We start from the raw sequence: 25,311 nt of genomic DNA on the forward strand, positions 1-25,311 counted from the left end.
TCGCGCCATCTTTTCACGCGGATTCCGTGCTCGTTTTTCCACACGCCATTGCCACCCCTGGCATGCCGGTCGCATCCCCGCTTTCTGCTAAGGTCACGCCAATCACTGGCGTACGCAGCTGTGCGCCCCGACCTTCTGGAGAATCCCATGAAAATCAGCTTGCAAGACCAGGTGGTGCTCGTCACCGGTGGCGATTCCGGCATCGGCCGCGGCATCAGTCTCGCGTTCGCCGAGGCCGGCGCCCAGGTCGTCGTCAACTACAATAGCAGCCGCGACAAGGCCGAAGAAGTCGTCGCGCAGATCACGGGTGCCGGTGGCCGCGCCGTGGCGGTCCAGGCCAATGTCGGGCACGAAGACGACGTCACGCGCCTGTTCGACGAAACCGTCAAGGCGTTCGGCGGCATCGATATTCTGGTCTCCAACTCGGGCATCCAGAAAGACGCCCCGATCGCCGAGATGACGCTGAAAGATTGGCAAGCCGTCATCGACGTCAACCTCACCGGCCAGTTCCTGTGCACGCGCGCGGCGATCCGGCGCTTTCGCGAGCAGGGCAACCGTGGCCGCATGCGCGCCAACGGCGCCATCCTGTGCATGAGCTCCGTGCACGAGATCATTCCTTGGGCGGGCCACGTCAACTATGCCGCGTCCAAAGGCGGCATCGGCATGCTGATGCGCTCCCTGGCGCAGGAAGTGGCGCCCGACCGCATCCGCGTCAACGCCATCGCCCCGGGCGCGATCCGCACGCCGATCAATGCCGAGGCCACCGAAGGCGCGGCGGCCGACAAGCTGCTCAAGCTGATCCCGTACGGCCGTATCGGCGATGTGGAAGACGTCGCGGCGCTGGCGCTGTTCATGGCATCCGACCTGGCCGACTACATGACCGGCACCACGGTGTATGTCGATGGCGGCATGACGCTGTATCCGGGCTTCGAAGACAATGGTTGAACGCTCAAGCAACCAGGCGCCCAATCCACCGGCCACGCCGCCACCAAGGCCTATCGCCGATCACGGCGCGATCGGCAACCTGGCCACGATGGCGCTTGTCGCCACCGACGGCACGATCGACTTTTTGTGCTGGCCCGACTTCGACAGCCCCAGCATATTCGCCGCCCTGCTCGACCCGGACAAGGGCGGTCATTTCACGCTCGCCCCGCAGATGGCGGATGCGCGCGTCGTGCAGACCTACCTGCCCGACACCAACGTCCTGCTCACGCAGTGGCTCAGTGACGAGGCCAGTGTCCAGGTCACCGACCTGATGGCCGGTCCCGAAGAAATCGGCCACGGCGCGGCGCGCCTGCTGCGCCGCGTGCAGGTCACGAAGGGCGACGTGTGCATGCGGCTCGATTGCCAGCCGCGCTTTGACTACGCGCGGCTGCAGCCCGAGGTCAGCATCACGCAGGGCCAGGTGGTGTTTTCCGCCGCCGGCGCGCCGTCGCTGCGCCTGTGCGCGCCGGTCGACTTCACTGACGTCAAAGGCGGCGCCGGCGCCACCTTCGTGCTGAAGGCAGGCGAGTCGATCGACATCGTCATGGACGAAGAAGGCGACCCGCCGCTCGACCAGGCGGCGCGCGATACGCTGGTGGTTGACGTCGTCGCGCACTGGCGCAACTGGGCCCGGCGCTCGACCTACAAGGGCCGCTGGCGCGAGGACGTCACGCGTTCGGCACTGGTGCTCAAGCTGATGACATCGCGCCGTCATGGTTCGATGGTCGCTGCCGCCACCTTCGGCCTGCCCGAGGTGCTGGGCGGCTCGCGCAACTGGGATTACCGCTCGACCTGGATCCGCGATGCGTCGTTCACCGTGTATGCGCTGATGCGGCTTGGCTACACCGACGAAGCCAAGGCGTTCACGCGCTGGTCGGCCGAGCGGCCCAACCATGGGCCGGACGATGGCCAGCTGCGCATCATGTACGCGCTCGACGGCGGGGAAGTGCAGGCCGAAGTCGATCTGGATCACCTGGCCGGTTATGCCGGCTCGCAGCCGGTCCGAATCGGCAACGACGCCGCGACCCAGCTGCAGCTCGATATCTTCGGCGCCCTCCTCGACGCGGTGTACCTGAGCAACAAGTACGGCGAAGCGATCTCGCACGCCGACTGGCTCGGCGTCTGTCACGTGGTCGGCTTCGTGTGCGACAACTGGCGCCGGCCTGACGCCGGCATCTGGGAAGGCCGTGAAGCGCCGCGCGAGCACCTGCACTCGCAACTCATGTGCTGGGTGGCGGTCGACCGGGCAGTCCGCCTGGCCAGCAAGCGCTCGCTGACCGCCCCGTTCGACCGCTGGATCGCGGCGCGCAACGACATCTCCAACTACATCTGGGCCACGTTCTGGAACAAGGAACTGGGCCACTTCGTGCGCAGCAAGGGCTCTACCGACCTCGATGGCGCGATGCTGATGATGCCGCTGGTGCGCTTCATCGGCTCGACCGACCCGCAGTGGCTGGCCACGCTCGACGCCATCGGCGACCAGCTGGGCGACGACGCGCTGGTGCTGCGCTACGACCGCGACGATGGCCTCGAGGGCGAGGAAGGCGCGTTCGCGGCCTGCTCGTTCTGGTACGTGGAATGCCTGGCGCGCGCCGGCCGCCTGGAACAGGCGCACAACAATATGGAAAAGCTGCTCGCCTACGGCAACCACGTCGGGCTGTACGCGGAGGAGTTCACCGGCAAGGCCGAGCTGCTCGGTAACTTCCCGCAGGCGTTCACGCACCTGGCCCTGATCAGCGCTGCCACGTATCTCGACAGCGCGCTCGATGGCAGGAACAACCATCCGTGGCAGTTGTGATCGCTTAAGCCATCTCGATCACGATCTTTCCGAACGGGCCTGCCGCCAGGTGCGCCAGCGCCTCCGGCAGCGCCGCCAGCGGGTAGCGCCGGTCGATCACGGGCGCGATGCCGGTGCGGTCCACCGCGCGCACCAGCGCTTCGAGCGCGCGCCGGTGGCCGACGCTGATCCCCTGCAGCGTGACCTGCTTGCGCAGCATCAGGCCGGACGAGCCCGAGAAGGTAAAACCGTCGAACACGCCGATCAGCGAAATCCGCCCCTGCACCGCCACCGCATGCAGCGCGCGGTCCAGGTGCGCGCCACCGACCATCTCGAGCACATGATCGACGCCCCGCTCGCCGGTGATGCGGTACACCGCCTCGACCCAGTCCTCGCGCGCATAATTGATCAGGTGGGCCGCACCCAGCGCCCTGGCCCGGTCGAGCTTGGCGTCGCTGGACGAGGTCACGATCGCCGTCGCGCCATGCGCCACCGCCAGTTGCAAGGCAAACAGCGAGACCCCGCCCGTGCCCTGGATCAGCACCGTCTGGCCGGCGTGCAGCTGCCCGTGTTCCACTAGCGCGCTCCAGGCGGTCAGGCCAGCCACCGGCAGCGTGCTGGCCTGCGCATCGTCCAGGCGTTCGGGCGCCGTCACGAACCAGTCTTCCGGCAGCGCCACATACTCGGCCAGCACACCGGGCGCCGCGCCCCCGAGCGTATGGGCGGGCGGATGGCGCGCAGTCCCCGCAGGCAAGCCATCAAACCAGCCCGCCTCGAAGGTCGAGATCACGCGCTGGCCCGGCTGCAGGCGCCGGGCGCCCTCCCCGACCGCAACGACGACGCCGCACAGATCCGAGCCCGGGGTCAGCGGAAACACGGGCGGAATGCCCATGCCAGCATCAATCGCCAGCAGGTCGCGGTAATTCAGCGCCACCGCACCGACGCTGATCAGGACCTCGCCCGGAGCAGGCCGGGGCACCGGCGCGCTTGCCAGTGTCAGGTTGTCGCGGCCGGGCGCGGCCAGGCGCCAATGGCGCATCGTGGTTGGAAGCATGAGATAACCTTTAGAGCAAATGAGATGGCTGCCATGGTAATTCCGGATATCCCGGATAATTAGCCCCAAAAACATCACATGATTTATGCCGAAAGTTCTTGAATGACTGCGATTGTCGATACCTCCGCCGGCCTGGCTGCATTTGTTCGCACGATCGAGACCGGGTCGTTCAGCGACGCTGCGCGCCTGCTGGGCGCGAGTCCCTCCGCGGTATCAAAAAGCGTGGCGCGGCTGGAAGCGCGGCTCGGTGTGCGGCTGATCCAGCGCTCGACACGCACGCTGGCGCTGACAGCCGAAGGCGCGCTGTATTTCGAGCGGGTGGCGCCACTGATCCAGGCGCTGGCCGATGCCGAACAGGCGCTGCGCACGCCGGATGATGTGAGCGGCCTGCTGCGCGTGGCGGCGCCGAGTGACCTGGGCCGTACCGTGTTTGCCGGCTGGGCCGAGCGTTTCGCGCGCGCGCATCCCCGGCTCAAGCTCGAACTGGGGATTGCCGACCGCCAGGTCGACCTGATTCGCGAGGGGTATGACGTGGCGATCCGCGTTGGCGCCCTGCTGGACAACCGACTGACGGCGCGCCGCTTGACGACGCTGCAGCCGGTGCTCGTCGCCGCGCCCGCTTACCTGGCGCGGCGCGGGCAACCGGCCGAACGGGCGGACCTGGCCGAGCACGCCTGCCTGCGCTACCTGACGCCGGCCGGCCCCTTCCCCTGGACCTGGGCCGACGGCAGCAGCCTGGTGCCGGACGGTCCGTTCGACACCAACGATGGGGTCGTATTGCGCCAGGCCGCGCTGGCAGGCGCCGGTATTGCCCAGCTAGCCAGGATCGCCGTGGCGGACGATCTGGCCGCCGGCCGCCTCGACATCGTGCTGCCGCACTTGCCAATGCCAGGGCTGGAGGTACACGCGCTGCATGCCTACGGACGCCAGGCGCCGCAGCGGGTGCGCTTGTTCATTGCCTTTTTGCAGCAGCAATTTGCAGCCGACCACGCTTAGCGACAGGGCAAAAAAAAACCCGCGCCGTTGCCGGGGCGGGTGAAGTCCAAAACTAGGGATGTCCTGAAAGAGACAGTTCCACTATAAATACGGGCACATCGCGGCTCCGTGCGTTGACACACACAAAACCGCAATCGTGCAATCGGTCAGACGACGGCGCCGTCGGTATCGTCTTTCTCTTTGACCGGCTTGATCAGGTCTTCACGCTTGACGCCCAGCCACATCGCCACGGCCGCCGCCACGAACACCGACGAGTAGATACCAAAGCAGATACCGATGGCCAGCGCGATCGCGAAGTAGTGCAGCGCGTAGCCGCCGAAGAACAGCATCGACATGACCATCATCAGCGTCGAGCCGTGCGTGATGATCGTGCGCGAGATCGTGCTGGTGATCGCGTGATCGATCACTTCCGGCACGCTCATGCGGCGCTGCTTGCGGAACATCTCGCGGATCCGGTCGAAGATGACGACCGACTCGTTGACCGAGTAGCCCAGCACCGCCAGCGTTGCAGCCAGCACCGTCAGCGAGAATTCCCACTGGAAGAACGCGAAGAAGCCCAGAATGATGACCACGTCGTGCAGGTTGGCGATCACGGCGGCGACGGCGAATTTCCATTCGAAGCGGATCGCCAGGTAGACCACAATACCCAGAATGACCATCAGCAGTGCGTTCAGGCCGTTTTGGGCCAGCTCGTCACCGACCGACGGACCGACGAACTGCACTTGCTGCAGGCTAATCAACTCTTGCCCGCCTGGCGCGACGCAGCTGGTGCGGTTGAGCACTTCACCCTTGTCGGTCGTCGTTTGCGTCTGCTTGGTCGTGCCCTGATCGTCGCGGCAAATCGCGTTGAACACGGCCGTCGAGCTGCTCGCCGCTGGCGCGCCCGCGACGATCGGCAGGCGCAGCATGATGTCCTGCGCGGTGCCGAAGCTGGCCACCTCAGGGTGCGAATAGCCCATGCCGCGCAGCGTGTTGCGGATCTTTTCCTGGTCCGCCGCCTTCGGATACAGCAGCTCCATCACCGTGCCGCCCGTGAACTCCACCGAGAAGTTCAGGGGCTTGGTGATCAGGAAAAACACCGCCGCCACGAATGTGATCACCGAGATCGCATTGAGGACCAGCGCGTGGCGCATGAACGGGATGTCCCGTTTGATCTTGAAAAATTCCATTGTCGTATCCCGGTGCTTACTTCTTGTTAGGCGTCATGCCAGGCTGCCAGACCGTGCCGATCGAAATCTTCGTCAGCTTCTTCTGGCGGCCGTACCACAGGTTGGCGAAACCGCGCGCCACGACCACGGCCGAGAACATCGAGGTCAGGATGCCCAGGCAGTGGACCACGGCGAAGCCGCGCACCGGACCGGAACCGAAGATCAGCAGCGCCAGGCCGACGATCAGGGTGGTCACGTTGGAGTCGACGATGGTGTCCCAGGCGTGCTTGGAACCGGCCGAAATCGCCGCCTGCGGCGTCGCGCCGGCTCGCAGCTCTTCACGGATACGTTCGTTCACCAGCACGTTCGAGTCAATTGCCACGCCCAGTGCCAGCGCGATTGCCGCGATACCCGGCAGGGTCAGCGTGATCTGCAGGATCGACAGCAGGGCCAGCAGGAACAGCACGTTGGCCGCCAGCGCCAGCGCCGAGAACACGCCGAACAGGTGGTAGTAGATGATCATGAAGATCGCGATTGCCACGAAGCCCCAGATCGTTGAGTGTAGGCCGCGCTCGATGTTCTCGGCGCCCAGTTGCGGGCCGATCACGCGTTCTTCGACGAATTCCATCGGCGCCGACAGCGCGCCCGAGCGCAGCAGCAGTGCCAGCTCGTTGGCGTCCTGCGAGGTGCCCATATTGGTGATCTGGAAGCTCGAACCCAGTTCGCTCTGGATGGTCGGGGCCGACAGCACGTTGTAGACGCCCTTTTCTTTCAGCAGGATCGCCATGCGCTTGCCGACGTTTTCACGCGTGGCCAGGCGGATACGGCGGCCGCCGTCGCCGTTCAGGTCGAGCGAGACGGCAGGCTGCTGGTTCTGGTCGAAGCTGGCGGTGGCGCTCGAAATCGATTCGCCGGTCAGGATGATGTCGCGCGAGACGACGATCGGTGCGCCGCGGCCTTCGGTGAACAGTTCGGAGTTCAGCGGAATCGCCGCCGACAGCTCGGTGCCCGGGGTCACGGTGGTGTCGACCATGCGCAGTTCGAGGGTGGCGGTGCGGCCGATGATGTCTTTCGCGCGCGCGACGTCCTGCACGCCTGGCAGCTGGACCACGATGCGGTCGGCGCCCTGCTGCTGGATGATCGGCTCGGTGGTGCCCAGTTCATTGATGCGCTTGGACAGCGTCATGATGTTCTGCTTGATGCCGTCTTCGACCGAGCGCTTGATGGCTTCAGGCTTCAGGCTCACGACCAGCTTCATGTCGGCGCCATCGGCGGCATCGGCAAAGGCCAGCTCGCTCGACTGCGCGGCCAGCACATTGCGCGCGTTGCTGCGGGTGGCAGCGTCGCGGAAGCGCACCTCGATGGTGTCGCGCACGCGCTCGATGCCGCTGTGGCGCACGTTCTTGTCACGCAGGTTGCTGCGCACGCTCGACTGCAGGGCCTTGACCTTGTTGTCGAGGACCGCCTTGGTGTCGACCTGCAGCAGGAAGTGCACGCCGCCGCGCAAGTCCAGACCCAGGCTCATCGGCGCTGCGCCAATGGCCGTCATCCAGGCCGGGGTGTTCTTCACCAGGTTGACGGTGACGATGTAATCGGGATTGGCAGGGTCGCGGTTCAGTTCGCGTTCGAGGGCCAGCTTGGCCTTGAACTGCTCTTCGGTACCGGCGAAGCGCGCGCGCACCGAAGTGGTGTGGCCCGTGCCTTCGAGGGTAATACCGGTGGATGGAATGCCGGCACGCTTGAGCGCATCCGCGACCACGGTGGTGGAGGCACTCGTGATATTCAGGGTAGAACGGCCTGATGTGACCTGCAACGCCGGCGTTTCGCCGAAGTAGTTCGGTGCCGTGTACAAGGCGCCCAGCAGCAGCGCAATGACGATCAGTAAGTATTTCCAGACGGGATAGCGATTCATAGTGTTCCGGCGTTCAGGTTAGGCAGTGCGGGTTGCCCCGCACAGCGCACAGCTAAGGCTTACAGGGCTTTGAGCGTGCCTTTTGGCAGCAGCGTGGTCACCGAATTCTTTTGCACGGTGATTTCGGTGCCGACGGCAACTTCCAGCGTCACATAGGCTTCGGCCACTTTCGAAACACGGCCGACGATACCGCCGGCGGTCACGACTTCGTCGCCCTTGGCCAGTGCGTCCATCATGGCTTTCGCCTCTTTCTGGCGTTTCTGCTGAGGACGGATCATCAGGAAATACATGACCACGAACATCAGGATCAGCGGCAGGAAGGTCGTCAGGCTACCCATGATGCCGGCGTCGGCGACAGGGGCAGTTTGCGCGTACGCGTTGGAAATGAACACAAGAACTCCGATGGTGAAGTTAAAAAAATAAGCGGTGTATTCTAGCATCGGCCAGAAGCCGCAAACCATATCCGGCAGTATGTCGTCTTGCTTTCAGGTATTGCAAGACAAACCGGTCGATATCGCATGCAGCCCCGACCGTCAATACCGCAAGATCGGGGCCGCAGGGTAAGCAAGTGCTTACACGCCGCGTGCGCGGTCGGCCGCGAACTTGACGCGAAACGCCTGGAAGCCGTCGGCATCGATCGCGTCGCGCATTTCCTGCATCAGATTCAGGTAGTAATGCAGGTTGTGGATCGTGTTCAGGCGCGCGCCCAGGATTTCGTTCGAGCGGTGCAGATGGTGCAGGTAGGCGCGCGAGAAATTCTGGCAGCAGTAGCAGGTGCAGCTCTCGTCGAGCGGCGCCATCTCTTCTTTATAGCGCGCATTCTTGATCTTGACGTCGCCAAAGCGCGTAAACAGCCAGCCGTTGCGGGCGTTCCGGGTGGGCATTACGCAGTCGAACATGTCCACGCCGTTGGCCACGCCATCGACCAGGTCTTCCGGCGTGCCCACGCCCATCAGGTAGTGCGGCTTGTTCTCGGGCAGGCGCGGGCCGACGTGGGCCAGGATGCGCTTCATGTCTTCCTTCGGCTCACCGACCGACAGGCCGCCAATGGCCAGGCCCGGGAAGTTGATGTCTTCCAGACCAGCGAGCGACTCGTCGCGCAGGTGCTCGTACATGCCGCCTTGGACGATGCCGAACAGCGCGTTCGGGTTGCCGCCGGCATTGAACTCGTTCATCGAGCGCTGGGCCCAGCGCAGCGACATGCGCATCGATTTCGCCGCTTCGTCAGCGGTGGCCGGGCGGCCGTCGATTTCATACGGCGTGCATTCGTCGAACTGCATGACGATGTCCGAATTGAGCGCGCGCTGGATCTGCATCGAGATTTCCGGCGACAGGAACAGTTTCGAGCCATCGATCGGCGAGGCGAATTTGACGCCCTCTTCCGTGATCTTGCGCATCGCGCCCAGCGAAAACACCTGGAAGCCGCCCGAGTCGGTCAGGATCGGGCCATCCCAGCCCATGAACTTGTGCAAGCCGCCGAACTTGTTCATTACGTCCACGCCCGGGCGCAGCCACAGGTGGAAGGTATTGCCCAGGATGATCTGCGAGCCGACGTCCTTCAGTTCGATCGGGTCCATCGCCTTGACCGAGCCATAGGTGCCGACCGGCATGAAGATCGGGGTTTCGATGGTGCCGTGGTTGAGCTTGAGACGGCCACGGCGGGCGTGCGACAGGCCGCTGGTGTCTTTTTTGAGCAGGGTAAATTCGAGCATTGTGTTCTCTGGACTTATCGTGAGGTAGTGCTCAAGAGCATGGCGTCGCCATAGCTGAAGAAGCGGTATTCATTGGCAATCGCGTGCGCGTAGGCAGCGCGGATCGGCGCGTAGCCGGCAAAGGCCGACACCAGCATCAGGAGCGTCGACTTGGGCAGGTGGAAGTTGGTCACCAGGCGCGTGACCGTTTTAAAGGTGTAGCCGGGCGTGATGAACAGGGCCGTGTCGGCGCTGCCGGCGACCAGCTCGCCGCTTTGCGAGGCCGATTCCAGCGCGCGTAGGCTCGTCGTACCGACGGCAATCACGTCGCGGCCTGCGGCCCGGGTGGCGCGCACCGCGTCCACCGTCTCTTGCGCGATCGTGTACCACTCGGTGTGCATCTTGTGTTCGCTGAGGTCTTCGACCCGCACCGGCTGGAAGGTGCCGGCGCCCACGTGCAGCGTGACGTAGGCGAAGTTCACGCCTTTTGCGGCCAGGCGGTCGAGCAGCGGCTGGTCGAAGTGCAGGCCGGCCGTGGGCGCGGCCACGGCGCCTGGCTCTTTCGAGTACACCGTCTGATAACGCTGCTCGTCGAATTCGTCGGCAGTGTGCTCGATGTACGGCGGCAGCGGCAGCCGGCCATGCGCTTCGATCAGGTCGAACACATCGCCTTCAAAGTGCAGCGTGAAGAATTCGCCGGCGCGCTCGCCTGCCGTCACATCGAAAGCGTCGGCCAGGCGAATGCGATTACCCGGCTTGGGCGACTTCGACGCGCGGACCTGCGCTAGCACGGTACGGTTGTCGAGCACGCGCTCGACCAGCACCTCGACCTGGCCGCCGGACTCCTTGACGCCGAAGAAGCGCGCCTTGAGCACGCGGGTGTTGTTCATCACGAGCAGGTCGCCCGCCTGCAATTGGTCGACGATGTCGGCGAACTGGCGGTCGATGATCTGGCCGCCATCGAGGTGCAGCAGGCGCGACGCGCTGCGGTCCGGCAGCGGCAATTGCGCAATGCGCTCGGGGGGCAGGTCGAAGTCGAAATCGGATAGCGAATACATGATGTTCAATTGGTTGGGCAAATCTCGGCAAATCAATGCTGCCAGCTTTACAATAGAGGCTTGAAGCGCATACGGCGAACCTTCTATTTTACGTCAGCAAGCGCCACTTTGCCGCAATATGCCCGCCCCTAAAACCACAACGCCCCCAAAAACGCTCGAAAGCAAGCTCGCCCGCCTTGGCCTGCGCACCGACATGGACCTGGTGCTGCACCTGCCGCTGCGCTACGAGGACGAGACCCAGATCATCACGATCCGGGATGCCTGCATGCGCGGCGGCCAGACCTGGCAGGTCGAAGGCATCGTGACCAAGAACGAGATCTCATTCAAGCCGCGCCGCCAGCTGCTCGTCACGATCGCCGATGCATCGGGCGACCTGCTGCTGCGCTTCATGAATTTCTATGGCAGCCAGGTCAAGCAGATGGCCGAAGGCGTGCGCATCCGCGCGCGGGGCGAACTCAAACACGGCTTCTTTGGCGCCGAGATGGTCCACCCGGGCTACAAGGTCGTCAACGAAGGCGCGCCCCTGCCCGCCTCGCTCACGCCCGTGTACCCGGCTGGCGAAGGCCTGTCGCAAACGGTGCTGCGGCGCGCGATCGCCGATGCGATGAAGCGCATCGACTGGGCCGACACCGTGCCGCCAGCGATCCGCAAGCGCATGGACCTGATGGACTTCGAGCCGGCCGTCAAGCTCCTGCACTACCCGCCGGCGGATGTCGACGAGCACGCGCTGATCGAGCGCTCGCACCCGGCCTGGGACCGCATGAAGTTCGACGAACTGCTGGCGCAGCAGTTGTCGCTGAAACGCGCGCAGCGTGCGCGCCGCGAAAAAGGCGCGCCGCCACTGCGCGCGGTGGGCCAGTTGTCCGAAGGCTTCCTCGCCGGCCTGCCGTTTGCGCTGACCGGTGCGCAGCAGCGCGTGGTCGAAGAGATCCGCGCCGATCTGCGCGCTGGCTATCCGATGCAGCGCTTGCTGCAGGGCGACGTCGGCAGCGGCAAGACGGTGGTGTCGGCGCTGGCCGCCGCGCAGGCGATCGACAGCGGCTACCAGGCGGCCCTGATGGCGCCAACCGAGATCCTGGCCGAGCAGCACTTTCGCAAAATCGCGGCGTGGATGGAGCCCCTTGGCGTGAAAGTCGCGTGGCTGACCGGCAGCCTGAAGAAAAAGGACAAGGCGGCATCGAACGCGTTGATCGAATCGGGTGCGGCGAACCTGGTGATCGGCACGCACGCGCTGATCCAGGACTCGGTGCAGTTCGCGAAACTGGGCCTGGTGATCGTCGACGAACAGCACCGCTTCGGCGTCGGCCAGCGCCTCACGCTGCGCAACAAGGGAAGCGATGGCCTGGTACCGCACCAGCTGATGATGTCGGCCACGCCGATCCCGCGCACGCTGGCGATGACGTACTACGCCGACCTCGAAGTCTCGGTGATCGACGAACTGCCGCCGGGCCGCAGCCCGATCGTCACGCGCGCCATCGACCAGAACCGCCGCGACGAAGTGGTCGAGCGCGTGTACGCCGCGGCGCTCGAAGGCCGCCAGGTGTACTGGGTCTGCCCGCTGATCGAGGAATCCGAAGCGCTGCAATTGCAGACTGCGACCGAGACCTACGAAACGCTGGCCGAATCGCTACCCGACCTGCAGGTAGGGCTGGTGCATGGCCGCATGAAGCCGGCCGAGAAGCAGGAAGTGATGGACGCGTTCACGGCGGGCCAGGTGCATGTGCTGGTGGCGACGACCGTGATCGAGGTGGGCGTGGACGTGCCGAATGCATCGCTGATGGTGATCGAGCATGCGGAGCGGTTCGGCCTGTCGCAGCTGCACCAGCTGCGAGGGCGCGTGGGTCGCGGCTCGGCAGCGTCGGTATGCCTGCTGCTATACCAGTCGCCGCTGGGCCAGGTGGCCAAGCAGCGCCTGTTGACGATGCGCGAGACGACGGACGGCTTCGAGATCGCGCGGCGTGACCTGGAGATTCGCGGGCCCGGTGAGTTTTTGGGCGCGCGCCAGTCAGGACAGGCGATGCTGCGCTTTGCCGACCTGGAAATCGATCAGTGGATGGTCGACCGGGCACGCGACGTGGCGCAGTGGCTGCTCGAGGGCGAAACACCCGAGAAGATGGCCGTCGTCGATGCGCACCTGGCGCGCTGGCTGGGTGGGCGTGAGGAGTTCTTGAAGGTTTAGACGGCAGGCAGGATGGCGGTAGATGCCAGCCCTACCCGACAGTGCCCTTGATCACTCTGATGGACGCATAGCAGATCATAGGCATCCAGCATCGTGCGCAGGCTTTTGTAACCGTTCGCCGTGTGGCTGAACCCGGGGCGTACTTGGCGCAGATGATTGCCCAGCGCCCCAAGATCGACCCTGCCATCGGAAGCCGAATCGGCTAACAGACGCACTGCCTCCACGACGAATCTTGGCCTGCGCCTGACAGGCGCGACGACCTTGTCGTCCATCACAACTGCTGCCACACGAGGTGGTTCAACGACCTGCACTACCACTGAAGCCGCTTCATGAAACCGGTCGCACGCATGACGCAAGGCCGCAGGCGTTTTCTGCTCGCCAAATACATGCACGCCACCCCCGCGCTCCTGCAATTTGCGGCACAAGCCAACAAAATCCGAGTCGCTCGTCACGATCACGAACTGGTTGGCGCGCCCGTCGAGCAGCATTTCCAGCGCATCCAGCGCCAGCGCGATATCGGCCGTGTTCTTCCCGCCCACATACTGGAATTGCAGGCACGGCGCAAAGCCGTGACGGATCAGCGCTTCCTGCCACTTGTTGGTCAGCGAAGCCGCATTGCCATAACCGCGCCGCAGCACCACACGCCCGAGGGTTGATGCATGCTGCATCGCCTGATCGAGCACGGCGCTTTGCGCATTTTCGCAATCGACCAGTACCGCAACATTCCGTTCTGCAGACATGAGAATTCCCGTTAGGCAACAACTTAACTCTAGCAGGATATTGATGACGGACGGGTGGCATTTCCCGTCTGAGCGCTTACCTTGTTGTACAAATGCACTGTGACAATCCGTTAGAAATTTGCTCCCTGTTTGCGGCTATCTTGGCTGAGTTGCAATGCCCTGCCCGGGGCAGTGGCGCCTCTCATTCACCATTCAATACGGAACCTGGCATGCCTATCGTCGGACTCGGACTGCACTTTCTGATCGCGCTGTTCTTCGCGGTCCATGCACTGCGCAACGGGCGCCAGATGTACTGGCTGCTGATCCTGTTTTCGTTCCCGGTCCTGGGCAGCCTGGCCTATTTCGTGGCTGAGTACCTGCCCGCGTCGCGCCTTCAGCGCCAGGGCCGCATCGCCACCCGCGCGCTGCAGAAAACCATCGATCCGGGGCGCGACGTGCGTGAAGCGCGGCGAGCGTTCGACCTGACGCCGACAGCCCACAACCAGATGCGTCTGGCCGCCGCGCTGCTGGGTGCGGGCCAGTCCGATGAAGCGGTTCAGCATTACGATGCCTGCCTGCGCGGGCCGTTTGCGGGTGATCCGGAAGTGATCCTGGGCGCCGCGCGCGCCAATGCGGCGCATGGCCAGCCGGCGCCCGCAATTGCGCTGCTCGCGTCGCTGCAAGACCGGCAGCCGGGCTTTCGCGCCGATGAAGTCGGGCTGGCACTGGGCCGCGCGTATGCCGCGAACAATCAGCAGCTTGAAGCCGGCGTGCAGTTCGAGTCAGTGGTGGAGCGCTTCGGTAGTATCGATGCGCGCGTCGAACTGGCGCTGTGGGCCATCGCCAACGGCAAGAACGATGTGGCACAGCGCGAGCTGCAAGAGATTGCGCATGCGCGCAAGCACATGGAAAAGCACACGCGGGACCTGCATCGAGAATTGTTCAGACGGCTGGATGCGGCGACTGTACCAACGTGACACTTGCCTCCTGGTGCACCATTGAATGAACCGTCTATTCAGCCGCGACTTTGACAATACCTTATTTGGGTACTATCATTCCCTCTATGGGTACTTATGCCGAAGCGCTTTTCACTAAAACACAGCAACGCGTGCTGGCGGTATTGTTCGGCCAACCGCATCGTTCTTTTTACGCGAATGAAATTATCGAACTGGCGCAGTCCGGTTCAGGTGCCGTACAACGGGAGCTGGCGCGTCTGCAAGCGTCACACCTCGTGACGGTGCAGAAGATCGGAAACCAAAAGCATTATCAGGCAAACCCGGACGCGCCAATCTACGAGGAACTGCGCGGCATCGTCATGAAAACGTTCGGCGTGGCCGACGTGCTGCGCAATGCGCTCATCCCATTGTGGCCTCTAATCGAGGTAGCGTTTATTTACGGTTCTTTGGCCAAGGGCACGGAACATGCAGGCAGCGATGTTGATCTAATGGTGATTGGATCACTGCCATCAAACGTCCAGTTACTCGAACTACTGCTGCCAACGCATGCTCTGCTGGGCCGCGTCGTCAATCCGACGCTCTATACAGCGGCCGAATTTTCGCAACGCGTACAGGTTGGCAAGTCGTTTATCATTCGCGTGCTGGAGCAGCCTAAAGTCTTCGTCAAAGGAAACGAGCATGACATTTCCCGAATCGGCAGCGCTGGCGAACCTGGCCCGGATCGGCAAGTTGAAGGCAGAGCCGCCTGACGCTCGCGAGAGCGCCGGCTTGTTACGCTCGGCGACAGTACGTTTGCAGGATGCCCGGCAACCCATCCTGTCGCTCGAGAGCCGCTTTGACCTGGCCTACAATGCCGCGCACGCGGCCGCATTGTCGGCCTTGAGAACGCATGGCTACCGCAGCGAGAACCGCTATCTGGTCTTTCAGTCCCTCGAACACACATTGGGCTACGCACCGACGCAATGGCTGCTACTCGATCAAGCGCACAAGAAACGCAATCTTGCCGAGTACGAGGGCGATCTTGACGTCACACAGGGCTTCGTCGAGGAACTGATTGACGCTGCCGCTGCGTTGATCGCGGCAGTACATGCATTGCAGAAGGGATCATGACGTTGATTCTGACACCTGCGATGCCGGGAATTCTACGAAATGAAAAACGTCAGGCGATTCCCAAACGGGTCACGCACGGTCAGCTCGCGCGCTCCCCAAGGCGTATCTTCGATTGAAGGGCGCGCATAACCGTACGCCCTGCCCGTCAGCTCGGCATGCAGCGCATCGATATCGTCAACGGCGATCCGCAGCGCCGCACCAGGACAGCAATCGCCATGATGTTCGCTCAGGTGCAGCACGCACCCGTCACGCGCGATCTGCAGGTACAGCGGCAGGTCGGGCGCGAAGCGGTGTTCCCAGTCGACCCTGAAGCCGAGGTAGTCGACATAGAACTGCCTGGCCTTCGCTTCGTCGAAGATACGCAGGATCGGCGTGACGGCGCCAAGCATCATGCTGGCGGGCGTACGCGGTCCGCGTCGTAACGCAAGCCGATCTGCCGGCGGATCTCGTCCATCACGCCCATCAGCGCCAGCGTTTCACGCTGCGTCATCACCGGGCTTTCCAGCAAGCCGGCTTGCCAGCAGCGCTGCGCCTCAATGGCTTCGTGCACGTAGCCGTTGCCCAGATACGGCGTGTCGATCGTGCGCGAGGTGCCGTCGTCGAGCGTGACCGTGACCGACGTCGCGCAGTGGAAGCGCGTGTTCATGCGCACGTGGCCACGCTCGCCCGCCACCGTCAGTTCGGCCGGCGTGCGCGCCAGCAGCGAGCAGCTGCAGACCGACATGCCGCCGCCTTCGTGCTTGAGCGTGAAGCCCGTCTGCACGTCGACACCCGTCGGGCCCATTTCGGCCTGGGCGCGGATTTCCGACACCGGGCCAAGCAGGCCCGCGGCGATCGACAAGGGATAGATGCCCAGGTCGAGCAGTGCGCCGCCGCCCAGCTCGGGATTGAAGACGCGGTGCTCTGGGCCGAACGTGGCGGCGAACCCGAAGTCGGCCACCACCTGGCGCGGCGTGCCGATTTCGCCGGACGCCAGGATGCGCTGGACTTCCTGGTAGGCGGGCAGGTAGCGCGTCCACATTGCTTCCATCAGGAACAGGCGCTTCGAGCGCGCGAGTGTGACGACCTGCTCGGCTTCGCGCAGGTTCATCGTGAACGGCTTTTCGCACAACACGCCTTTGCCGGCGCGCAGGGCCATCGATGCATTCTCGACGTGCTGCGGGTGCGGCGTGCCGATGTAGACCAGGTCGATGTCCGGATTTGCCACCAGTGCGTCGTACGAGCCGTAGCTAGCCAGCGCGCCGAATTCGCGGCCGAACGCATCGGCCGTTTCCTGGCTGCGTGATGCCACGCCGGCCAGCACCGCGCCCGGCACATCCTTGAGTGCAGTGGCAAAGGCATGGGCAATCTTGCCCGTGCCGAGGATTCCCCAACGTACCGCTTCAGCCATGCACATTCTCCTTGGTTAGTCCGTCCGGCGTGGACGGAACACGGTGGTATCACGATAAAAATCGGCGTCCTGCCCGGGCCACCAGCCCGGCACGCCCAGCACCTGCAGCGGTGTGAAGCCCGATGTAGCGCCATTGCCCGCCAGGCCTTCGCCAGCCAGGGCAGCGGCCACTTCGCGGTCGATCCAGGCGCGGCGCGCAGCCGGCGCGAGTAGAAAGTAAGTGTCGTCCACGAATACGACGCGCGTATGCGCGGTGATCGCCTTGCGCGGCGTGACCAGCTTCTCCATCAGCGCGTGGCCGAACAGCCAGACCTCGGCGTCGCGGCCGAACATCGCGCGCTGATCGTACAGCGCTTCGAGCCAGCGATGTGCACGCAGGTCGTCGACCAGCGCGCGCCCGGCAGCCGTACCCCGCACCACCAGCAGCGCTGCGTTCTCGTCGAAGATCGTGGCGGCGTCACGCGCCGGTCCGCGCGACTTGCCCACGCCGGCCTGCGCGATCTGCGCCGCCTGCAGCGTGTTCAGGGCGCGCTTGATACCCGGGAACGTCTGCCACACCAGCGCATTGAAAAAGTCGTGCAGATTGTCGCGCGTGGGCACCTGCCCCGTCGCGCCGATGAAAGCCTCGTACGCCATGCCGTCGGGCAGGCTCGCTTGCGGCACGAAACGCAACGGCTGGCCGGCGCCGTTGCGCAAATCGAGCGCGCATGCGGCCACATTGAAGGCGTCGATGAAGCCGTCGGGCGGCGGCGCGGCGCGCTCGAAGGCCGGGCGCACCGTGTCGTACCACGGCTGCGCCCAGTCGATCGGCGGCAGCATCGGTGTTACAGCATCTTCCAGTTGATGGTCTCGCCCGCGTTGAGCGGTACCAGCTGGTGCTCGGCCATCGGCACCGATTGGGGCAGCGTCCAGGCTTCGCGCTTGAGCGTGATCGTGCCCTCGTTGCGCGGCAGGTTGTAGAACGCCGGGCCGTTGAAGCTGGCGAATGCCTCCAGCTGGTCGAGCGCGCCGGCCTGGGCGAAGGCTTCGGTATACATCTCCATCGCGTGCAGCGCCGTGTAGCAGCCCGCGCAGCCGCAGGCCGCGTACTTGGTGTGCACCGCGTGCGGGGCCGAGTCGGTGCCCAGGAAGAAGCGCTCGTCGCCGCTGGTGGCGGCGGTGACCAGCGCCAGGCGGTGTTCCTCGCGCTTGAGTACAGGCAGGCAGTAGAAGTCCGGGCGGATGCCGCCCTTGAACAGCTCATTGCGGTTGTACAGCAGGTGGTGCGCGGTGATGGTGGCGGCGATCGGGCCTTCGGCTTCGGCCACGTACTGGGCCGCATTCCTGGTGGTGATGTGCTCGAACACGACCGGCAGGGCCGGCATGTCGCGGCGCAGCGGGCGCATGACGCGCTCGATGAACACGGCTTCGCGGTCGAACAGGTCGATGTCGCTATTGGTGACTTCGCCGTGCACCAGCAGCGGCATGCCGATTTCCTGCATCACTTCGAGCGTCTTGTAGCACTTGGTCAGGTCAGTCACGCCGGCGTCGGAATTGGTCGTGGCGCCCGCTGGGTACAGCTTGACGGCGTGGATGAAGCCCGTATCTTGCGCGCGGCGGATCTCGTCCGGGTTGGTGTTGTCGGTCAGGTACAGCGTCATCAGGGGCTCGAACTGCACGCCCTCGGGCAGCGCGGCCAGGATGCGGGCGCGGTAGTCCAGCGCCATCGCCGTGGTGGTGACGGGCGGGCGCAGGTTCGGCATCACGATCGCACGCGCGAACTGGCGCGCGCTGTGCGGCAGCACGCTGGCCATGGCCGCGCCGTCGCGCAGGTGCAGGTGCCAGTCGTCGGGACGGGTGATGGTGATGGTGTCGGGGATTTCGATGGTGGACATGGCGGCTCTCGGAAAACGGATGGCGTATTTTACCTGTGCCGGGGCGCCGTGGATCACCGCGCAACGTGGCACGACAGCCGACATACGCCACACGCGACTGCATGCTTGACAGCACTAACAGCCCCTAGGATACTGCGGAACTTGCCATAATCTTCAGAATCAACTGGTCTTTCGGTCCTCGACAGCCAGCCACTGCCCGAACAATTCACCAGCGACAGCGCCGTTGCCGCGGGTGTCGCACAGGTCCCAAAGACAGGAAGCTTTATGAACAATCGAAACCGCCTGACCACTTTTATTCTGATCGCGCTGGTGATCGGTATTCTGGTCGGCTATCTGGTCAACACCAACACGGACACCGCCGGCGCGCAAAGCTTCGCTGACACGATGTCGTTGATCACGACGCTGTTCCTTCGCCTGATCAAGATGATCATCGCGCCGCTGGTGTTTGCCACCCTGGTGGTCGGCATCGCCAAGATGGGCGACGCCAAGGAAGTCGGCCGCATCGGCGTCAAGGCACTCGGCTGGTTCTTCATCGCCTCGCTCATCTCGCTGTCGCTGGGCCTGATTCTGGTGAACCTGTTCCGTCCCGGTGACGCGCTGTTCGCCGCCGGCATGATGCCGCCAGTGGGCACCGATGCGGGCATTACCACCACCGGCCTGACGATGAAGGACTTCATCACCCACCTGGTGCCAACCTCGATCGTCGACGGCATGGCCCGCAACGAGATCCTGCAGATCGTCGTGTTCTCGGTGTTCTTCGGCACCGCTGCCGCCGCCGTCGGTGCGCGCGCCACGCCGATGATCGACGCCATCGACGGCGTCGCCCACGTGATGCTCAAGCTGACCGGCTACGTGATGAACTTCGCACCGATCGCGGTGCTGGCCGCCGTCTCGGGCATCATCGCCAAGAGCGGTCTGGGCGTGCTGTCGACGTATGGCGTCTTCATGGCCCAGTTCTACTTCGGCATTGCGCTCCTGTGGGTGGTGTTGATCGGCATTGGCATGATCTTCGTCGGCCCGCGCATCCTGCGCCTGATCGCCGAACTGCGCGGCCCGACCCTGCTGGCCTTCTCGACCGCATCGTCCGAAGCGGCGTTCCCGAAAACCCTGGAAGGTCTGGAGCGCTTCGGCGTCAAGAACCGCCTGGCCTCGTTCGTGCTGCCGATCGGCTACTCGTTCAACCTCGATGGCTCGATGATGTACTGCACCTTCGCCGCCGTCTTCATCGCCCAGGCCTACGGCATCGAGCTGTCGATGAGCACCCAGATCACGATGATGCTGGTGCTGATGCTGACCTCCAAGGGCATGGCCGGCGTGCCGCGCGCATCGCTGGTCGTGATCGCCGCCACGCTGAACCAGTTCGACATCCCCGAAGCCGGCCTGCTGCTGCTGCTGGCGATCGACCACTTCCTGGACATGGCCCGCTCGGCCACCAACGTCATCGGCAACGGCATCGCCACCGCCGTCGTTGCCAAGTGGGAGGGCGAGCTCGGAGAGCCGAACGCCGAACCCGCCATTTCACCACTGCGCTAGGCGCGGCGGGCATTGCCTGACACCGAAGGCCTTCCAGCGATGGAGGGCCTTTTTTTTCATGAAAATAACGAGGGACGAACGATGAAAACCATGATGGCCGCCGGCATGCTGCTGGCCTTGAACAGCGCGCACGCCGCCACCCAGACAGTCGATTGCGGCCGCCTGCTGGACGTGCAGCAAGGTACCTGGCGCGAACGCGTCAGCATCGTCATCGAGAACGGCAGCATCCTCTCGGTCGGCCCCATGACCGGCGCCCCCGGCAATATCGATCTGTCGCGCCACGCCTGCCTGCCCGGCCTGATCGACATGCACGTGCACCTGACCAGCGAGACCCTGCCGGCAGTGGACGCCTACCGCGACCGCCTCACCGCCAACCCGGCCGACATGGCTTACCGCTCGATCAAGTTTGCCGAGCGCACGCTGATGGCGGGCTTCACGACGGTGCGCGACCTGGGCGCGGCCGATGACCTGAACATCGCCCTCAAACGGGCGATTGCCGCTGGCGACGTGCCGGGCCCGCGCATGTTCACGGCCGGTAAATCGCTGGCCACCACGGGCGGGCATGCCGATCCGACGAACAACCTGTCGCACTTTTTGAACGAGAAGATCGGCACGCCCGGCCCGGTCGAGGGTGTGCTCAACAGCCCGGAAGAAGCCCGCCAGGCCGTGCGCCAGCGCTACAAGGATGGTGCTGACCTGATCAAGGTGACGGCCACCGGCGGTGTGCTGAGCCAGGCCGCAAGCGGCCAGAACTCGCAGTACACCGAGGACGAGCTGCGCGCCGTGGTCACGACCGCGAAGGACTACGGCTTTCGCGTCGCGGCCCACGCCCACGGCGCGGAAGGCATGAAGCGCGCGCTGCGCGCCGGCGTCGACTCGATCGAACATGGCACGCTGATGGACGACGAAGTCATCACGCTTTTCAAGAAGACCGGCGGCTGGTACGTGCCGACCATCTCGGCCGGCCGCTACGTGGCGGACAAGGCCAAGGTGCCGAATTACTACTCGGCGCTGGTGCAACCCAAGGCGGCGGCAATCGGGCCGCAGCTGCAAGCCACGTTCGCCCGCGCCCACAAGGCCGGCGTGAAGATCGCGTTCGGCACCGATGCCGGCGTGTTCCCGCACGGCGAGAACGCGAAGGAGTTCGGCTACATGGTCGAAGCGGGCATGACGCCGATCGAGGCGATCCGCGCCGCGACCGTCAATGCGGCCGTGCTGCTGGATCAGCCCAAGCGCCTGGGCGCGATCGCGCCGGGGTTCGCGGCCGACATCATCGCGGTCGAGGGCGACCCGCTCAAGGACGTCAAGCTGCTCGAGCAGGTCAGGTTCGTGATGAAGGATGGCGTCGTCTTTAAAAAGCTGTAAGCTGCCGGGTTTATAAAACCCGGAGACTTTCATGCTGTTCCCGCGATCTGCCCACGCCGCCCTGTGCGGCGTTCTTTTTCTGTTTGCGGCCGCCGTCCAGGCCCAGACCGCCAAGCTGCCGAACGTGACGATCCTCGCCACCGGCGGCACCATCGCCGGGACGGGCGCCAGCAGTACGACAACGGTCGGCTACACCGCCGCCACTGTCGGCGTGCAATCGCTGATCGCGGCCGTGCCCGAGATCGCGAAGGTGGCCAACGTCACCGGCGAACAGGTATTCCAGATCGCCAGCGAAAACATCAGCGATGCGCAGTGGCTGCAACTGGCCAAGCGCGTCAACGTGCTGCTGGCGCAAAGCAGCGTCGATGGCATCGTCATCACGCACGGCACCGACACGCTGGAAGAGACGGCATACTTTTTGAACCTGGTCGTCAAGAGCAGGAAGCCGGTGGTGGTGGTCGGCTCGATGCGGCCGTCAACGGCGCTGTCGGCCGACGGCCCGATCAACCTGTACAACGCGGTGCGCCTGGCCGGCACGCCTGAAGCGGCCGGCCGCGGCGTGCTGGTGGCGATGAATGACCAGATCCACGCGGCGCGCGACGTCACCAAGGCCAATACGACAACGGCGGACACCTTCCGCACGACGGAGCTGGGGATGATCGGCTACATCCAGGGCGGCAAGCCGTTCTTTTATCGCGACGTGACGCGCAAGCACACGGTCGATACCGAGTTCGATCTGGCCAAACTCGATGCGCTGCCGCAGGTGGACGTGGCGTACGCGTATGCAAACGTGGGCGATGTGGCGGTCAATGCGCTGGTGGCAGCTGGCGCCAAGGGGCTGGTGCATGCGGGTGTCGGCAACGGCAGCCTGCCTGCCAAAACCAGGCCGGCGCTGATGGCGGCGCGGGCCAAGGGCGTCATCGTCGTGCGTGCGAGCCGCGTCGGCCAGGGCATCGTGGCGCGCAATGGCGAAGCCAATGACGACGGGCTGGACTTCGTGGTGGCCGATACGCTCAGCCCCCAGAAGGCGCGCATTCTGTTGATGCTGGCGTTGACGAAGACGACCAGCACCAGCGAAATCCAGCGGATGTTTTATACGTATTGATGCACTGCTGGCGGGACGCGTGGACGGCGGAGCCGTCCACCCTACGCCTATTTACCCGTTACCACCTGCTCGAAGGCTTCCGGCACCAGCGGCGGCGAGGCCACATCCTCGTCGGGCCGCGCCAGCTGCCGGTCCCACATCTGCGCATACAGGCCGCGCGCCGCCAGCAGCGCGCCGTGCGTACCGCGCTCGACGATCTTGCCGTGATCGAGCACGATGATCTGCTGCGCGTCGGCGATCGTCGACAGGCGGTGCGCGATCACCAGCGTCGTGCGGTTCTTCGCGATCTCTTTCAGCTGCGCCTGGATGGCCTGCTCGGCGCGCGAGTCGAGCGCCGACGTGGCTTCGTCGAAGATCAGCAGCGCCGGGTCTTTCAGCAGCGTGCGCGCGATCGCCACGCGCTGCTTCTCGCCACCAGACAGTTTCAGGCCCCGCTCGCCCACCATGCTCTGATAGCCATCCGGCAGACTTTCGATGAAGTCGTGGATCGACGCCGCGCGCGCGGCTGCCACGATGTCGTCGCGGCTGGCGCCAGGCCGGCCATACGCGATGTTGTATTCGATCGTGTCGTTGAACAGCACCGTGTCCTGCGGGACGATGCCGATTGCCGCGCGCAGCGAAGACTGGGTGATGTCGCGCAGATCCTGGCCATCGATCTTGATCGCACCGCCGTTCACGTCATAGAAGCGAAACAGCAGGCGTGACAGCGTGGACTTGCCCGAGCCGCTGTGGCCCACCACCGCCGTCGTGGTGCCGGCGGCAATGGTGAAGTCGACGTCGAACAGGATCTGGCGCTTGGTCTCGTAGCTGAATTCCACATGCGAGAACTCGACCTGCGCGCCCTTGATATCCAGCGGCAGCGCCTTGGGACCGTCGGCCACTTCGCGGTTCTGGTCGAGCAGGCCAAACAGGCGCTCCATGTCGGCCAGGCTTTGCTTGATCTCGCGGTAGATCACGCCCAGGAAGTTCAGCGGCATGTACAGCTGGATCATGAAGGTATTGACCAGCACCAGGTCGCCCAGGCTCATGGTGCCGTTGATGACGCCCTGCGTGGCGCGCCACAGGATCAGCGTGACGGCAGTCGCGATGATCAGCGACTGGCCCGTGTTCAGGACCGACAATGAAGTCTGCGAGCGCACGCCGGCGTTCTCGTAGTTCTTCAGGCCCTCGTCATAGCGCTTGGCTTCGTAGTCTTCGTTGCCGAAGTATTTCACCGTTTCGTAATTGAGCAGCGAGTCGATCGCCTTGGTACTGGCTTTCGATTCGAGGTCGTTCATCGTGCGCCGGAAGTGCGTGCGCCATTCGGTCACCACCACGGTAAAGGTGATGTACGACGCCAGTGCCACGGCGGTGATGATGCTGAACCAGATGTCGTAATTCAGTATCAGGTAGCCCAGCACCAGCGTGATCTCGACCAGCGTCGGCAGGATGTTAAAGAGCGAGTACGAGATCAGCGAGTTCACGCCGCGCGTGCCGCGCTCGATGTCGCGCGTCATGCCGCCCGTCTGGCGGTTCAGGTGAAAGCGCAGCGACAGCGCGTGCAGGTGGCGGAATACGCGCAGCGCGATGGTGCGCACGGCGCGCTGCGTCACGCGCGCGAACAGAAATTCGCGCAGCTCGGTGAAGACGGTCATCGACAGCCGCAGCAAGCCGTAGGCGATCAGCACGCCGACCGGCAGCACCATCAGCGCATGCGGGTGCGCGGGATCGATGGCCAGGCCGTCGATCAGCCGCTTGAGCACCAGCGGCACGCCGACGTTGGCCATCTTGGCCGCGACCAGCGCGCCCATGGCGGCCAGCACGCGCCACTTGTAGACCCACAGGTACGGGAACAAGGTCTTGAGCGTTGCCCAGTCGTTGCGGGGAATGCCGGTAGGGTCCGGCGGAAGTGAGGTATTGCGGCGCATGGGGGGACTTTTGTGGTTCAATTCGGGTCGATTGTAGCTTTTACCGAGAATTTACGATGACCACGCCCGAAAACACCGTTACCACGCCCAGTACCATTCGCCTCCCCGCCGGCAAGATGCCCGAACTGCGGGTCATGCCCGCCCCGTCCGACGCCAATGTGTATGGCGATGTATTCGGCGGCTGGATCATGGCCCAGGTCGACCTGGCCGGTTCGCTGCCGGCCACGCGCCGCGCCAATGGCCGCGTGGCGACCATCGCCGTGAACTCGTTTTTGTTCAAGAATCCGGTGTTCGTCGGCGACCTGCTGTCGTTCTATGCCGATATCACCAAGGTGGGCAACACGTCGATCACGGTGTTCGTCGAGGTGTACGCCGAGCGCAACCGGCTGGCGGCCGAAGTGGTCAAGGTGACCGAGGCGACGCTGACCTATGTGGCCACCGGCCCGGATCGCAAGCCGCGCCAGTTGCCGCCGCTCGAATCGCTGATCGCGAACCGGTAATCCGGTCGTGAAAAAGGCCGCCATGATGGCGGCCTCCAGAACCTCATGCCGGC

The 25,311-nt window shown here is 64.4% G+C and carries 23 protein-coding genes; 11 read left to right on the forward strand and 12 right to left on the reverse strand.

Annotated features, from left to right (window positions below):
* Positions 1 to 147: 147 nt before the first annotated feature.
* Both fabG and NX775_RS10535 read left to right on the forward strand, forming a co-directional pair.
* Positions 148 to 945: a 3-oxoacyl-ACP reductase FabG gene (gene fabG, locus NX775_RS10530; RefSeq protein ID WP_183555990.1), complete on the forward strand. Its 798-nt coding sequence runs from the start codon at positions 148 to 150 to the stop codon at positions 943 to 945.
* The gene (locus NX775_RS10535; RefSeq protein ID WP_258835949.1) at positions 938 to 2,782 is read left to right on the forward strand and encodes a glycoside hydrolase family 15 protein; all 1,845 of its coding nucleotides are present in this window, start codon (positions 938 to 940) and stop codon (positions 2,780 to 2,782) included. Before fabG ends, NX775_RS10535 begins: the two co-directional genes overlap by 8 nt.
* Positions 2,783 to 2,786: 4 nt before the next feature.
* On the opposite strand, the gene NX775_RS10540 is transcribed toward NX775_RS10535, so the two are convergent.
* On the reverse strand, positions 2,787 to 3,815 hold the full coding sequence (locus tag NX775_RS10540) for a zinc-dependent alcohol dehydrogenase family protein (protein ID WP_258835950.1): 1,029 nt from the start codon (positions 3,813 to 3,815) through the stop codon (positions 2,787 to 2,789).
* Positions 3,816 to 3,917: 102 nt separating this feature from the next.
* Between NX775_RS10540 and NX775_RS10545 the strand changes: the two genes are divergently transcribed.
* A complete protein-coding gene (locus NX775_RS10545; protein ID WP_258835951.1) occupies positions 3,918 to 4,811 on the forward strand; it encodes a LysR family transcriptional regulator in 894 nt (297 codons plus the stop codon).
* 146 nt (positions 4,812 to 4,957) lie between these two features.
* Here the strand turns inward: NX775_RS10545 and secF are convergent, their stop codons facing one another.
* The 5 genes from secF to queA form a co-directional block, all read right to left on the reverse strand.
* A complete protein-coding gene (gene secF / locus NX775_RS10550) occupies positions 4,958 to 5,980 on the reverse strand; it encodes a protein translocase subunit SecF (protein ID WP_258835952.1) in 1,023 nt (340 codons plus the stop codon).
* 16 nt (positions 5,981 to 5,996) lie between these two features.
* Positions 5,997 to 7,871 (reverse strand): protein translocase subunit SecD, encoded by a 1,875-nt coding sequence (gene secD, locus NX775_RS10555; RefSeq protein WP_258835953.1) that lies wholly within the window; start codon positions 7,869 to 7,871, stop codon positions 5,997 to 5,999.
* 59 nt (positions 7,872 to 7,930) lie between these two features.
* Positions 7,931 to 8,263, reverse strand: coding sequence for a preprotein translocase subunit YajC (gene yajC / locus NX775_RS10560; protein WP_183555984.1), 333 nt, complete (start codon positions 8,261 to 8,263; stop codon positions 7,931 to 7,933).
* A gap of 180 nt (positions 8,264 to 8,443) precedes the next feature.
* Complete coding sequence (gene tgt / locus NX775_RS10565) at positions 8,444 to 9,583, reverse strand: tRNA guanosine(34) transglycosylase Tgt (protein ID WP_258835954.1); 1,140 nt, start codon at positions 9,581 to 9,583, stop codon at positions 8,444 to 8,446.
* 14 nt (positions 9,584 to 9,597) lie between these two features.
* On the reverse strand, positions 9,598 to 10,620 hold the full coding sequence (queA, locus tag NX775_RS10570) for a tRNA preQ1(34) S-adenosylmethionine ribosyltransferase-isomerase QueA (RefSeq protein WP_258835955.1): 1,023 nt from the start codon (positions 10,618 to 10,620) through the stop codon (positions 9,598 to 9,600).
* Between the two features lie 118 nt (positions 10,621 to 10,738).
* On the opposite strand from queA, the gene recG reads away from it, so the two are divergent.
* Positions 10,739 to 12,799 (forward strand): ATP-dependent DNA helicase RecG, encoded by a 2,061-nt coding sequence (gene recG / locus NX775_RS10575; RefSeq protein ID WP_258835956.1) that lies wholly within the window; start codon positions 10,739 to 10,741, stop codon positions 12,797 to 12,799.
* Here recG and NX775_RS10580 read toward each other — a convergent pair.
* A complete protein-coding gene (locus NX775_RS10580) occupies positions 12,796 to 13,539 on the reverse strand; it encodes an NYN domain-containing protein (protein WP_258835957.1) in 744 nt (247 codons plus the stop codon). The genes recG and NX775_RS10580 overlap by 4 nt on opposite strands.
* 209 nt (positions 13,540 to 13,748) lie before the next feature.
* Here NX775_RS10580 and NX775_RS10585 point away from each other — a divergent pair, with 209 nt between their 5' ends.
* The 3 genes from NX775_RS10585 to NX775_RS10595 all read left to right on the forward strand — a co-directional run bounded on the left by NX775_RS10585 (position 13,749) and on the right by NX775_RS10595 (position 15,584).
* On the forward strand, positions 13,749 to 14,495 hold the full coding sequence (locus NX775_RS10585; RefSeq protein ID WP_258835958.1) for a tetratricopeptide repeat protein: 747 nt from the start codon (positions 13,749 to 13,751) through the stop codon (positions 14,493 to 14,495).
* Between the two features lie 86 nt (positions 14,496 to 14,581).
* On the forward strand, positions 14,582 to 15,223 hold the full coding sequence (locus NX775_RS10590; RefSeq protein ID WP_258835959.1) for a nucleotidyltransferase domain-containing protein: 642 nt from the start codon (positions 14,582 to 14,584) through the stop codon (positions 15,221 to 15,223).
* Complete coding sequence (locus NX775_RS10595; protein ID WP_258835960.1) at positions 15,153 to 15,584, forward strand: hypothetical protein; 432 nt, start codon at positions 15,153 to 15,155, stop codon at positions 15,582 to 15,584. The genes NX775_RS10590 and NX775_RS10595 overlap by 71 nt, the downstream gene beginning before the upstream one ends.
* 32 nt (positions 15,585 to 15,616) lie before the next feature.
* On the opposite strand, the gene NX775_RS10600 is transcribed toward NX775_RS10595, so the two are convergent.
* From NX775_RS10600 to pyrC, 4 genes are read right to left on the reverse strand one after another with little or no spacing between them, the layout of a single operon-like run.
* Positions 15,617 to 15,976, reverse strand: a complete 360-nt coding sequence (locus NX775_RS10600; protein WP_258835961.1) for a glyoxalase superfamily protein — start codon at positions 15,974 to 15,976, stop codon at positions 15,617 to 15,619.
* Complete coding sequence (locus tag NX775_RS10605; protein ID WP_258835962.1) at positions 15,973 to 16,974, reverse strand: Gfo/Idh/MocA family protein; 1,002 nt, start codon at positions 16,972 to 16,974, stop codon at positions 15,973 to 15,975. Before NX775_RS10605 ends, NX775_RS10600 begins: the two co-directional genes overlap by 4 nt.
* Before the next feature lie 15 nt (positions 16,975 to 16,989).
* Complete coding sequence (locus NX775_RS10610) at positions 16,990 to 17,793, reverse strand: DUF3025 domain-containing protein (protein WP_258835963.1); 804 nt, start codon at positions 17,791 to 17,793, stop codon at positions 16,990 to 16,992.
* A 5-nt stretch (positions 17,794 to 17,798) separates the two neighbouring features.
* The gene (gene pyrC / locus NX775_RS10615; protein ID WP_258835964.1) at positions 17,799 to 18,848 is read right to left on the reverse strand and encodes a dihydroorotase; all 1,050 of its coding nucleotides are present in this window, start codon (positions 18,846 to 18,848) and stop codon (positions 17,799 to 17,801) included.
* 264 nt (positions 18,849 to 19,112) lie between these two features.
* Here pyrC and NX775_RS10620 point away from each other — a divergent pair, with 264 nt between their 5' ends.
* The 3 genes from NX775_RS10620 to NX775_RS10630 all read left to right on the forward strand — a co-directional run bounded on the left by NX775_RS10620 (position 19,113) and on the right by NX775_RS10630 (position 22,851).
* Complete coding sequence (locus tag NX775_RS10620) at positions 19,113 to 20,381, forward strand: dicarboxylate/amino acid:cation symporter (protein WP_258835965.1); 1,269 nt, start codon at positions 19,113 to 19,115, stop codon at positions 20,379 to 20,381.
* A gap of 81 nt (positions 20,382 to 20,462) precedes the next feature.
* Positions 20,463 to 21,746 (forward strand): metal-dependent hydrolase family protein, encoded by a 1,284-nt coding sequence (locus NX775_RS10625; RefSeq protein ID WP_258835966.1) that lies wholly within the window; start codon positions 20,463 to 20,465, stop codon positions 21,744 to 21,746.
* 31 nt (positions 21,747 to 21,777) lie between these two features.
* On the forward strand, positions 21,778 to 22,851 hold the full coding sequence (locus tag NX775_RS10630; RefSeq protein ID WP_258835967.1) for a type II asparaginase: 1,074 nt from the start codon (positions 21,778 to 21,780) through the stop codon (positions 22,849 to 22,851).
* Between the two features lie 47 nt (positions 22,852 to 22,898).
* On the opposite strand, the gene NX775_RS10635 is transcribed toward NX775_RS10630, so the two are convergent.
* Entirely contained in the window at positions 22,899 to 24,758 is a 1,860-nt protein-coding gene (locus NX775_RS10635; RefSeq protein ID WP_258835968.1) for an ABCB family ABC transporter ATP-binding protein/permease, read from the reverse strand.
* A 56-nt stretch (positions 24,759 to 24,814) separates the two neighbouring features.
* Here NX775_RS10635 and NX775_RS10640 point away from each other — a divergent pair, with 56 nt between their 5' ends.
* A complete protein-coding gene (locus NX775_RS10640; protein WP_183555969.1) occupies positions 24,815 to 25,258 on the forward strand; it encodes an acyl-CoA thioesterase in 444 nt (147 codons plus the stop codon).
* The last annotated feature ends 53 nt before the right edge of the window (positions 25,259 to 25,311 follow it).

The organism is Massilia aurea (assembly GCF_024753205.1).
In the GTDB taxonomy this organism is placed as follows: domain Bacteria; phylum Pseudomonadota; class Gammaproteobacteria; order Burkholderiales; family Burkholderiaceae_D; genus Telluria; species Telluria aurea.

Excerpts from the sequence above, each read along its gene's own strand:
- fabG (WP_183555990.1), top strand. The coding sequence starts at position 148 with ATGAAAATCAGCTTGCAAGACCAGGTGGTGCTCGTCACCGGTGGCGAT.
- NX775_RS10535 (WP_258835949.1), top strand. The coding sequence starts at position 938 with ATGGTTGAACGCTCAAGCAACCAGGCGCCCAATCCACCGGCCACGCCG.
- NX775_RS10540 (WP_258835950.1), bottom strand. The coding sequence starts at position 3,815 with ATGCTTCCAACCACGATGCGCCATTGGCGCCTGGCCGCGCCCGGCCGC.
- NX775_RS10545 (WP_258835951.1), top strand. The coding sequence starts at position 3,918 with ATGACTGCGATTGTCGATACCTCCGCCGGCCTGGCTGCATTTGTTCGC.
- secF (WP_258835952.1), bottom strand. The coding sequence starts at position 5,980 with ATGGAATTTTTCAAGATCAAACGGGACATCCCGTTCATGCGCCACGCG.
- secD (WP_258835953.1), bottom strand. The coding sequence starts at position 7,871 with ATGAATCGCTATCCCGTCTGGAAATACTTACTGATCGTCATTGCGCTG.
- tgt (WP_258835954.1), bottom strand. The coding sequence starts at position 9,583 with ATGCTCGAATTTACCCTGCTCAAAAAAGACACCAGCGGCCTGTCGCAC.
- queA (WP_258835955.1), bottom strand. The coding sequence starts at position 10,620 with ATGTATTCGCTATCCGATTTCGACTTCGACCTGCCCCCCGAGCGCATT.
- recG (WP_258835956.1), top strand. The coding sequence starts at position 10,739 with ATGCCCGCCCCTAAAACCACAACGCCCCCAAAAACGCTCGAAAGCAAG.
- NX775_RS10580 (WP_258835957.1), bottom strand. The coding sequence starts at position 13,539 with ATGTCTGCAGAACGGAATGTTGCGGTACTGGTCGATTGCGAAAATGCG.
- NX775_RS10585 (WP_258835958.1), top strand. The coding sequence starts at position 13,749 with ATGCCTATCGTCGGACTCGGACTGCACTTTCTGATCGCGCTGTTCTTC.
- NX775_RS10590 (WP_258835959.1), top strand. The coding sequence starts at position 14,582 with ATGGGTACTTATGCCGAAGCGCTTTTCACTAAAACACAGCAACGCGTG.
- NX775_RS10595 (WP_258835960.1), top strand. The coding sequence starts at position 15,153 with ATGACATTTCCCGAATCGGCAGCGCTGGCGAACCTGGCCCGGATCGGC.
- NX775_RS10600 (WP_258835961.1), bottom strand. The coding sequence starts at position 15,976 with ATGATGCTTGGCGCCGTCACGCCGATCCTGCGTATCTTCGACGAAGCG.
- NX775_RS10605 (WP_258835962.1), bottom strand. The coding sequence starts at position 16,974 with ATGGCTGAAGCGGTACGTTGGGGAATCCTCGGCACGGGCAAGATTGCC.
- NX775_RS10610 (WP_258835963.1), bottom strand. The coding sequence starts at position 17,793 with ATGCTGCCGCCGATCGACTGGGCGCAGCCGTGGTACGACACGGTGCGC.
- pyrC (WP_258835964.1), bottom strand. The coding sequence starts at position 18,848 with ATGTCCACCATCGAAATCCCCGACACCATCACCATCACCCGTCCCGAC.
- NX775_RS10620 (WP_258835965.1), top strand. The coding sequence starts at position 19,113 with ATGAACAATCGAAACCGCCTGACCACTTTTATTCTGATCGCGCTGGTG.
- NX775_RS10625 (WP_258835966.1), top strand. The coding sequence starts at position 20,463 with ATGAAAACCATGATGGCCGCCGGCATGCTGCTGGCCTTGAACAGCGCG.
- NX775_RS10630 (WP_258835967.1), top strand. The coding sequence starts at position 21,778 with ATGCTGTTCCCGCGATCTGCCCACGCCGCCCTGTGCGGCGTTCTTTTT.
- NX775_RS10635 (WP_258835968.1), bottom strand. The coding sequence starts at position 24,758 with ATGCGCCGCAATACCTCACTTCCGCCGGACCCTACCGGCATTCCCCGC.
- NX775_RS10640 (WP_183555969.1), top strand. The coding sequence starts at position 24,815 with ATGACCACGCCCGAAAACACCGTTACCACGCCCAGTACCATTCGCCTC.